Origin of the sequence: Methanospirillum hungatei (genome assembly GCF_020216685.1) — an archaeon.
GTDB lineage: Archaea > Halobacteriota > Methanomicrobia > Methanomicrobiales > Methanospirillaceae > Methanospirillum > Methanospirillum hungatei_B.
Genome location: NZ_JAIWNS010000106.1, coordinates 1 through 10,157, shown reverse-complemented (window position 1 = coordinate 10,157; position 10,157 = coordinate 1). Strand labels below are relative to the sequence as shown.

Annotated in this window: 8 protein-coding genes; all 8 read right to left on the bottom strand. The window is 50.5% G+C overall.

The annotated features are described in order from the left end of the window. Positions 1-2 precede the first annotated feature (2 nt). Positions 3-2,894, bottom strand: coding sequence for a PKD domain-containing protein (locus LDL35_RS06335; protein WP_304020552.1), 2,892 nt, complete (start codon positions 2,892-2,894; stop codon positions 3-5). Between the two features lie 211 nt (positions 2,895-3,105). Then, entirely contained in the window at positions 3,106-4,701 is a 1,596-nt protein-coding gene (gene sepS / locus LDL35_RS06330) for an O-phosphoserine--tRNA ligase (protein ID WP_304020551.1), read from the bottom strand. Then, the gene (gene twy1 / locus LDL35_RS06325) at positions 4,698-5,618 is read right to left on the bottom strand and encodes a 4-demethylwyosine synthase TYW1 (RefSeq protein ID WP_304020548.1); all 921 of its coding nucleotides are present in this window, start codon (positions 5,616-5,618) and stop codon (positions 4,698-4,700) included. Before twy1 ends, sepS begins: the two co-directional genes overlap by 4 nt. Further along, entirely contained in the window at positions 5,599-7,266 is a 1,668-nt protein-coding gene (argS, locus tag LDL35_RS06320) for an arginine--tRNA ligase (protein WP_304020545.1), read from the bottom strand. Before argS ends, twy1 begins: the two co-directional genes overlap by 20 nt. Further along, complete coding sequence (prf1, locus tag LDL35_RS06315) at positions 7,266-8,537, bottom strand: peptide chain release factor aRF-1 (RefSeq protein ID WP_304020544.1); 1,272 nt, start codon at positions 8,535-8,537, stop codon at positions 7,266-7,268. Before prf1 ends, argS begins: the two co-directional genes overlap by 1 nt. Before the next feature lie 76 nt (positions 8,538-8,613). Further along, a complete protein-coding gene (locus LDL35_RS06310) occupies positions 8,614-9,540 on the bottom strand; it encodes a S9 family peptidase (RefSeq protein ID WP_304020542.1) in 927 nt (308 codons plus the stop codon). Then, positions 9,485-9,994, bottom strand: coding sequence for an NUDIX hydrolase (locus tag LDL35_RS06305; protein WP_304020540.1), 510 nt, complete (start codon positions 9,992-9,994; stop codon positions 9,485-9,487). The genes LDL35_RS06310 and LDL35_RS06305 overlap by 56 nt, the downstream gene beginning before the upstream one ends. 3 nt (positions 9,995-9,997) lie before the next feature. Continuing rightward, positions 9,998-10,157 (bottom strand): 7-cyano-7-deazaguanine synthase (locus LDL35_RS06300; protein WP_304020554.1); only part of this gene is annotated, 160 nt, incomplete at its 5' end.

Here is a 10,157-nt window from a genome sequence, read left to right as displayed (position 1 = left end):
GATTAATTGGTCGTATTCCCTGCGGATGCAACAATCACCGGGGTCGTTCCACTGCTGCCACCGGTGGTCATCTGGGCAAGGACGTAGGACGTTCTTCCTTCCATTACATTCACAACCTGTTCCCAGGGCTGATATCCGGGCAGTTCGATTCTGATGGTATGCTGCCCTGGAGAAACCTGTGACAGGGTAACCGGAGTCTTCCCCTGAGCCACCCCGTCTAGGTATGCAACTCCGTTTCCTGGCATTGATGAGATCATCACATATCCATAGATGGGTGTCCACCATGACGGATAGAGAGCAGCAGTCACATAGTTCACACTTCCACCACCTTTCACATCAATAGCCTGGTTCCAGTCAAGATACCCTGCAGAGGAGACCCGTATCTGATGTACACCCGGAGTTACGTCGGCAAGCCAGAGCGGACCGGTTCCTGCCTCCACGCCATCAACATACACCGTTGATCCGGCCGGATAGGTGTATACGCTCAGGATACCATTCTGGCTTGGCTGCAGTCTCATATCTGCAACGACCTCAGTTGCCCTGCCTGAAGTTACCGGAACGTTCACATAGTAATCTGAAAATCCTGGCTTGGTAATTTTCAGTTGGTAGGTTCCTGCCGGTAGATTCTCAATTCTGAACGTCTGCAGGAATTTTGTCTCACCTTTCAGGGCATTATCAAGATACACAGACGACCGATCAGGTGCGTAAATTATTCTGATTGACCCAGAACCAACCGGCCCTGATGAGACCGTGACATAATCTGCCTTTACTGCAGTGTTGGATGATGCCTGGTTGCTTGCCGTAAGGCTGACGGTGTACTTGCCAGGCTGCTGATAGACATGTACCGGATTTGCAACCAGTGCGGTTCCACCGTCTCCAAAGACCCATGACCACATGGTCGGCCCACCCTGGGATCGGTCACTGAACTGGACTGTCAGAGGTGCATTTCCACTCGTCGGGGTTCCAACAAAGTCTGCAATGATTCCACCGGATGGGGAGACCGTGATGTATCCCTCTCTGACCTTGGTACTTGTTCCACCGGTCTGTGATGATGCGGTAAGTTTGACCGTATAGGTTCCTGGGTTCTGGTAGGTGTATGAAGGTGATGCAACCATCGAGGTTCCGCCATCTCCAAAGTCCCATGCCCACATGGTCGGCCCTCCTGTTGAGAGGTCGGTGAACTGGACGGTGAGTGGGACGGTCCCGGACGTCGGTGTTCCAGAGAAGTCTGCAACGATTCCTGATCCACCAACAGAGATGTAGTTCTCACGGGTCATGGTGTGAGACCCGCCACTATTCTTTACCGTGAGTTTGACGGTGTATGTGCCACCAGCGGAATATACATGGCTTGGATTTGCCTCGGTTGAAGTTCCGCCATCTCCAAAGTCCCATGCATAGGAAGTCGGCGGTCCGATTGAGAGGTCAGTAAACTGGACCGTCAGTGGAGCAGAGCCGGAGAGTGGTGTTGCTTCAAACATTGCTACCGGTGGCGGGATGTCTCCGGTCACAGAGATATAGTCTTTTTCGGTCTTGGTATCAGATCCTGCCGTGTTGGAGGCTGTGAGACTGACGGTATACACTCCTGCTTCCTGGTAGGTGTATGAAGGTGATGCAACCATCGAGGTTCCGCCATCTCCAAAGTCCCATGCCCACATGGTCGGCCCGCCGGTGGACTGATCAGTGAACTGAACGGTCAGGGGTTTTGGCCCGCTCCGCTTGTCAACGGTAAAGGCTGCCGTGGGTCCGGACCCGGAAGAGCTGACGGTGATATATCCTTCCCGAATCTTGGTACTGGAACCTCCTGTTGCTGAACTTGCGGTCAGTTTTACGGTATATGTTCCGGCGTTCTGGTATGTATGTGAGGGATTTGCAAGCATTCCTTCCGTGGTTCCGTCCCCAAAGTCCCAAGACCACATGGTCGGCCCGCCGGTTGAGGTGTCGGTAAACTGGACGGTGAGTGGAGCAGTCCCTGATGTTGGTGTTGCGGTAAAGTTTGCAACAATGCCACCTGACTGGGTTACAGTAATGTATCCCTCTTTTATCTTGGTGCTGGAACCCCCTGTTGCTGAACTTGCGGTCAGTTTTACGGTGTATGTTCCGGCGTTCTGGTATGTGTGTGAGGGATTTGCAAGCATTCCTTCCGTGGTTCCATCCCCAAAGTCCCATGCCCACATGGTCGGGCTTCCGGTCGAGGTGTCGGTGAACTGGACCGTCAGTGGGGCTGTTCCTGTGGTCGGTGTTGCAGTAAAGTCGGCAACAATTCCTCCTGACTGGGTAACCGTGATGTAATTGTCCTTCGTGACGGTGTAGGTACCGCTCATGGAGCCTACGGTCATCTTAACGGTATAGGTCCCCGGAGTCTCATACACATGACTTGGGTTTTTAATGACCGAACTTCCTCCGTCCCCAAAGTCCCAGGTCCATACCGACCACTCGGTCGTGGACGTATCAGTAAACTGAACGGTCAGTGGTGCCGCTCCTGATGTCGGGTTTGCCGTAAAGTCAGCTCCGAAATTGCCAACCGTCAGATCCAGTTCTTTGGCAACACCTGGTTCAAATGGAACGGTCTGGTCTGCCTTCTTATCCCCAACATAAAAGGATATGGTTGCCGTGCCGGATTTCACATCATCTTCTGTTGCAGCAACAACGAGTTTATCATCAAAGATGCCGGTCCCACCATATGTTCCGGCAGTTGAAAGAGCAAGTTTTCCTCGTACCTGATCATTGATCTTTGCGACCAGCGCAGTGCCAATTGAAGCGGGTGTTCCGTCAACCGTTACTTTACCATAAAATTCGGCAGGTAACGGCGGTACTGCCCCTGCCGTCATCATCAACAGACAGAGCAGAACAGCCAGCATTGCCGCCGGCCTGATTATTCGAATCCCATCCATCATTTCATCCCCTAAAGAAGCATATTTTCCCGATGTTTCGATCAGGAGTACGTAAGTGTCCTGAGTGTTTGAATATTGTGCACAGGAGAGATAAGTATTGTGGAAGAACTCTTTACTCCGAGTCAGATACGGATAATAAAATCAAATGGAAAAATATCTTTAAATTGGTATAATTATCCTGATATTTTTAAAAAAATATGGTTATCGGGTTTCTCTATCCTTCTGGAGAAGGAAGTATTTCTGATCTGATAGTCAGAAATACCGGACCTCTCACATCTGTCTTGAGATTATTATCGGTAATATATCGCATGGCCCAGGGCTCAATCTTCAGGTTGATATCACCCGGAAGCCGTGCCATTTTTATCTGAACCGTTGTCGGGATACCGAAATGTGCTGCCTGCTCTATCTCTGCAGCAGCTTGTGATGCGGCAGCGAAGAGGTATGAAATTCCTGTTGAAATGCCGTTCTTTCTGATCTCTGCAAACTTTTCTGTGTCCGGGACACCAAGGATTGCGCCCTTATGGACAAAGATCTCATTCATGCATGCAGGTCCGAGAAGTTTTGCGTTCTCCTCCGGCTCCTCGACATATACTCTGACCTGTTTTCCGGCAATTTCCCCCTCAAATGCAACAAATGAACAGGGACCGATTGCAGTGCTGTTTGTAACTGCGGTATCAATCAGGGATCTGACAAGATTCTTTCCAGGGGTTGTAGCAGGTTCTGCGAGTAATGATACACCTGCTGCAAGTTCAGTATCGGTATACCTGATGGGGAAGAACTGGGGGAAGCAGAGTTCACGAACATCCTTTGCCTTGTTCATGATCATTGCCATTCGCTCTACCCCAAGTCCCAGGTTCATGACCGGAATCCCTACCCCGTACTCTGCCAGGGCCACCGGAGAGTAAATACCAAAGGTTGCTACCTCAACCCATCCATGATCAGGATGTGCGGCATACACTTCGGTCTGGGTATCTGGCATGTAGTACTTCGACCGCTTGTCATCAGGCCTGAACTCAAAGTCAGTATACCCGAATGCTGACAGAAGTGCCCGTGCAACTGCTTTTCCATCCTCGATGGTCACATACTCACCGGCAACCACACACGATGCGGAATGATAACTCATGAGACGATGGGAGTCTTCTGCCTGTTCCCGCCTGAAGCACCGGTCGATTGAAAAGAGTCGTATCGGGTGGGGAACTTTCTCCCAGATAGCACCAAGGGTCTGAAACCATCCGCTCGTCATATGGGACCTGAGCGTCTGCCTGGATGACTCCGGTTTTAATGCACGGAATTCCGGAAACACCCGGTCCAGAATCTCAACGACCCGGGCATCATCGGTATGGAGCACTCCGGAGAGTTCATAGGCCAGTTCATCGCCGTCGATCTCTGATTTTTTATATGCATGAAGGGTCTTTCGGAGTGATTCCTCCTCTTCCTCTGAAAGATCACGCCCAAGAATTGTGTTTATCTTCTGGATCTGTTCCTTCCCGATTCCGACATTCGGACGGGGGAGTCCGCCCAGGTAAAAGACCCGGTCCAGAACCGCCATTGCCTCAGGGCCGAACTGCCTGTAGACTTCCTGTTCATCAACGATGATCGGATTTTCCACCTCCTGAAACCCGATGGCGAGGTATGCCTGCCTTAGCCGATGAATGGTCTCAAAAACCGGGTGGGCCTGTGCCCGTGGATACGTAAGACGGGGATATATCAGATCAGTCGTCGGGGGGGTAAGAACAGACGGCCCTGCATGCCATGCTGATTCAAAATCCTCCTTTCCTCGTTTTTTAAACTCTTCTGTGTCAAATATCATGAATCTCGCTCCAGACAGATAACCCGCGACAACGTGTTTTCACCGAGGACTCTGTATGAAAGATGTGGAAGCATTCTCTTTGTAAACTGTTCAATCTCGTCATGAAGGGGCATATGCGTGATAGTAAGCCGTCGCTGGCTGTATCCGACATGCATGTACGCCTTCACTTCAACAAATTGTGCACCGCTCTCCTCAATGATCCGTGCATACCCCTCCGGATCCTGGTCATTGATCCCCCTGACAAGGGTGACACGGATGGCAGTCCGGTATCCCGCATCGGTCTCATGTCCGAGATCAGAGATACTCTCCAGAACCCGGTCCCAGTAGTCCTCCCGCGGTCGTGCAATCCGGAGATAGGTCTCACGGTCAGGGGCGGTGAGGGAGATGTACTTCTGATACGGATGGCACCGTTTCAATACATCCGGCATCGTGCCGTTTGATACGAGAAATGTTGTGCCTCCTGTCTGATTAAGCAGATCAATCAGTTCAGGCAGGTGTGGATAGAGGGTTGGCTCTCCTGCAAGAGAGATGGCATACTGGTCAGGCTGTAATGCCTCCTCCCATTTCTCTTTGGTAACCTTTGGTGAGACCTTATATCCTCCCAGTGCTTTTTTCTGGAGAAACGGAATACGGGATACGATCTCCTGTGGCAGGAGGTCTTTTTCACCGGTATACTCATGTTCAAATGAGCGCCAGCAGAAGAGACAGGTATGATTGCACCGGAGGGTCGGGGTCAGCTGCACACACCGGTGACTGGTAATGCCGTAAAACTGGTTCTTATAACACTGATCCCCGCCGGAGAGGGATCGTTTGCACCACAGGCAGGGTTTGAGGGCAGCAGAAGAATCAGGATGGAAGAACTGGTATCCCATCCCCCGGAGCGCCTTCTTTGACTGGTCACATTGCACGGAGTGCATCAATTCCCAACGTTTCCAATGCTTCCTTGAGCGTATTTCTCGTTGCATCAACAAGAGTCAGCCGCCGGTCCCTGATCTTTCCTTCTGCCCTGAGCACCGGCTCAGCATGATAAAATGAGTTGAAAATATCGGCAAGTTCACGGGCATATATCGCAAGAAGATGAGGTTTCAACTCAGTGACAACATCAGTAATGACTTTTGGGAACAGGGCTATCTGCTTGGTGAGTGCAATCTCTCCTTCTCCTTCTGCCTCAAAACAGGGTGTATATGATTCTGCCTTTTCAAGAATGCTGCAGGCACGGGCATGGGCATACTGGATATATGGCCCGCTCTGTTTTTCAAAGTCAAGGGCCTCTTTCCAGTCAAACACCGTGCTCTTTTCTGGTATGGTCCGGATGATATCGTACCGGATGGCTGATATTGCAACAGAGTGGGCGATCTTTTTGCGTTCCTCTTCGGAGAGTTCTGATCTTCGTGCGGTAACCTCTTCCATTGCCCGCCGTTCCGTCTCTGCAATCAGTTCATCGGCAGAGATGAATTTTCCTTTCCGGGTACTCATCGATCCTTCAGGAAGAGAAACAAACTCGAAGAAGACTATCTCCGGCACCCGTTCACCCAGAATCCCAAGGGTAGCCTGCAGCTGAGTCCCGATAAGTTTGTGATCAGCACCCAGGACATCGATGACCCGGTCAAAGTTATGGCCCTTCCAGATGTGGAAGGCAATGTCACGCGCGGCATACACACTGGTCCCGTCAGAACGTCTCAGGATGTAATTCTTCTCAAACCCATATGCGGAGAGGTCAAGAGAGAGGGTCTCCTCAATCCGTGCTTCAGGGAGGTGGGAGATCCGGGAGAGGACCTTTGCTGTATCGCCATTCCGGATGAAGTCACTTTCATAGATAAACCGGTCATGTTTCACGTGCATGGCGGCAAGGGTATCTTTAAATCCGTCCAGACAGCGTTTTACCGGGATCTTGAACTGGCTGATAGTATCAGGATCGCCAGATTCAACCAGCTGCATAAGCCGGTCGATCTCTGCATTGAGAGCAGGGTCTTTTTCAAGATGGCGGTTTGCTTCGATATATACATCGGCTATCAGATGGTCGCCTTTTCCTTCGGCATGGATATCTGCCCCCTGGGTAGCAATTCCCCAGGCAACGATTGCTATCTGTCTGCCCATGTCATTGACATAGTACTGGACTTCAAGTGGATAACCGGCCTTTCTAAAGCATCTGGCCAGCGTGTCGCCGATGATGGTGTTTCTGATATGCCCGACATGAAGAGGGCCGTTCGGGTTTGCAGATGTGTGCTCCAGAACCACCCGCTCGGATTTCTCCGTACCCTTTCCATACCCCTCGCGTACAGCCTGCTCCAGCACTTTTGAGCAGTATTCTGCTCCGAAGATGAAATTAACATAAGGGCCGACAGCCCTGGTCTCTGCTCCGGTCTCCGCCATTACTTTATCACAGATTGCCCCGGCAATATCCTGGGCGATTATGGCTGGAGCTTTTCTGAGTTCTTTTGCCAGAGAAAATGCAATGGTTGAGGCGACATCGGCATGATCTCCGCCGTCTGTCAGCATCACATCTTCTTTTCCTGTATGCTGCCTGAGTATTGCAGCAATTGCATCACATGTTGTAAGGTACATCAGTATCCTGTCCTGTATCTGAGAATTGCGGCAATACCACCAAATGCCGTAAATAACTGTGATCCCTCTTCGAAATCGTCAGAGATAATTGCCACCTTGCTGTTTGACTGGTCGGCAAGATAGGTCAGTTCATCAACAATATCTGATGAGTCAGCAAGCACCAGCGGAGAGGTACATTTCGGACAGGAGCCAAGTTCGATATCCTCTGGGTTTTCGCCAGGAGTGATAAGGACGGTCTTCTCTTCAGTGTATCCACAAGCGTCACATTTTATCGAGAGCCGGCTTTTTCTCAGTTTATCTGAAAGCAGCAGGGTGTCTACTGCACCAATCTCAAGATTTGCCCTGATTGACTGTTCTCCATACGCAGCAAGACCATTGTCTTTGACAAGTTCCTTAAAGAACCTGTCCATGAGGTGTTTCTCTTCAATGACTTCCTGACCTTTCAGCGCATCTTCTGCCGCTTCGACAAGTTCCGGAAGGCCGCTCTCATTGGTATACGCTACATCAAATAGTCCGATGATCCGCTTCTGGACTTCATGATGCAGATAATTCCCCTCTTCAAACTCTTCCTTTGTCGGAGAGGGCCCGCCTATCAGGAGCCCTTTGAACCGGTTAAAAAAGTCTTTCTCATTGAGGAATATCTCGCTTGCACGCTCACCGACCTTCTTGTAAAATTCATTTATCGCGATGAGACGGAGACGCTCAAAACGGATACTTGACTGACCACCTTTCCGCTGTTTTCCAGGCACGGTGGATGTGGTCCCACCAACGGGGTCAATCCGGTTTCCCCGTAAAAATCCCCAGTATGCCTCACGCCTGTCAAGTACCAACAAGCCATACACATACTTCTCCTCAAGCATTTCCCGGAGTGGTTCCAGTTCAAACCGGGAACTGCACCGGTACAGGTAGAGGTTGAGGGGTTCAGGTGGATTTACAATATCACACTCAAGATCCTGCCGGTCCCCGTGTTTATTAACGGTACCACAAAAGACTGCTATTCCATTCTCCGGGGGCTTCGAATAATATTTAAGCCTGGAAAGAATGCTTGAGATAGCACTCTGCACATTGGTCCGTGTCTGCTTGGACTTGATGTTCGCACACTGGCCAAACTCATCCCTGAGCTGGGCGGTTACATCAAAGATCTGTTTGTCAGGAGGAATATACAGAGAAATAAGTTCGGTTCCACTCCCTTCCTTTGCCTCCAGACGCTCAAGCATCTTTTTAAATTCATATTTCCGTCTTGCTTCGTCCAGTTCAACCGCTTCGCTCATGAGACAATCCTACAGTATAAGCTGGTATATATTGATCTGAGGCTGACTTAAGGTTCACCGTTGCCCCTGCAAAACTTCATGAAGGCAAAACGAGGGTAATGATCCTGTCATCAACCTCTCTGTTTACTCCATGAGTCCCGTTGAAGGGGATGAACATTGCCTCTTTTCCGGCTGAAGCTGCCAGGGTCTCTCCTTCGGTAAAAGGAATGACCGGGTCATCAGGGGCATGAAACAGAACGACTGGCCTTGGAACTATCCTGGCAACCTGGACATCAGGGTCGATACTCAGGAGAAATTCCCTGACGGGAGATGTGTACTCCTCTCCCATGTGGTGAAAACCGGATGTGGAGATCCCGATATATCCGGCAAAATCCGGATCAGAAGCTGCGGCGAGTGCGGCATACCGCCCACCATTTGAATCTCCCACCGCATAGATCGGAATATCCGGATACATTTTTTGAAGATACTCCCTTCCGGCGATCATATCAACCGCTATCAGGTAAAACTCCGGCCAGGCCCCCTGCATAAAGAGTCCGGCATCTTTTTCAATATTCATCGGGTATCCGGGGGTTGCACCACCATTTCCTCTGACATCCATGATAAGCACCCCAATTCCATGCTCGGGGTAATAGTGCATGTATTCAGCATAGCCGGCAGCGGGATTATTTGCACCCGGAGCCCAGATTAGAAATGCAGCCGGGTTTTTTGGACTGATTAGGATGGCATGTACATCCCCGGCAAACCCCTTGAATATCAGGTCTGTACTGGTCAGGTTCCTCTCTTCTTCAAGGATCCGTTCTTTTACCGCACACTCCGGAACTGAGAATCCGATGCTGCCATCTGGAGAGAGATTCCATGATGCATTCACGGTATCTTCATTGCCTGCATCCATGCAGCCTGTACTCAGGAGAGATATGGCGAGAATCAGGGCCAGTAAAAGATCGATATTATTCATCAGAACGCCCGCATATCCACCGGTAAAAGATGCAGATGGTCTTTGCATCCACGATCTCACCGGTCCGGATCATCTCTGTTATCTGTGGTGCAGTAAACCGCACCGGCTCAATGACTTCATCATCATCAGGGGAGTATTCCCTGGACGGGACCAGATCTGTTGCCTCAAAGAGCCAGAGTCGCTCATCGGTAAAGCCTGGTGTTGTATAGATATATCCTAAGGCATGCATGGACCCTGCAGCCATACCGGTCTCTTCGATAAGTTCCCGTTTTGCTGTCTCTATCGGATCTTCACCTTCTTCCATGGTCCCGGCAGGCGCTTCATACATATAGGTGCCAATGGGAGCCCTCCATTGCCTGATAAATAAAATTTCATCTCCGTCATGGGGGAGTATGACGACTGCATCACCGGGATGGACGACAATCGCCTCCTTCTCACGCCCATCCGGGAGCTGAAATCCCCGCTTTTCAACCCAGAGCCTGCGTCCGCGATATATCTCCATAATTTACCGGTAGGGGATGGGATCCTGTATCCCGAGTTGTCTGAAAGCTTCCAGTCTGAAATGGCATGATCCACATATCCCGCACGCAACCTCGTTCTCTGCATAACAGGACCAGGTATCCTCGTACGGAACGTTCAGGTCCATCCCGATCTTCAGAATCTCT

Bases quoted from the DNA above. Each gene is read 5' to 3' on its own strand.
- sepS (WP_304020551.1), bottom strand. From the start codon at position 4,701: ATGATATTTGACACAGAAGAGTTTAAAAAACGAGGAAAGGAGGATTTT.
- LDL35_RS06310 (WP_304020542.1), bottom strand. From the start codon at position 9,540: ATGCAAAGACCATCTGCATCTTTTACCGGTGGATATGCGGGCGTTCTG.
- LDL35_RS06305 (WP_304020540.1), bottom strand. From the start codon at position 9,994: ATGGAGATATATCGCGGACGCAGGCTCTGGGTTGAAAAGCGGGGATTT.
- argS (WP_304020545.1), bottom strand. From the start codon at position 7,266: ATGTACCTTACAACATGTGATGCAATTGCTGCAATACTCAGGCAGCAT.
- LDL35_RS06335 (WP_304020552.1), bottom strand. From the start codon at position 2,894: ATGATGGATGGGATTCGAATAATCAGGCCGGCGGCAATGCTGGCTGTT.
- prf1 (WP_304020544.1), bottom strand. From the start codon at position 8,537: ATGAGCGAAGCGGTTGAACTGGACGAAGCAAGACGGAAATATGAATTT.
- twy1 (WP_304020548.1), bottom strand. From the start codon at position 5,618: ATGCACTCCGTGCAATGTGACCAGTCAAAGAAGGCGCTCCGGGGGATG.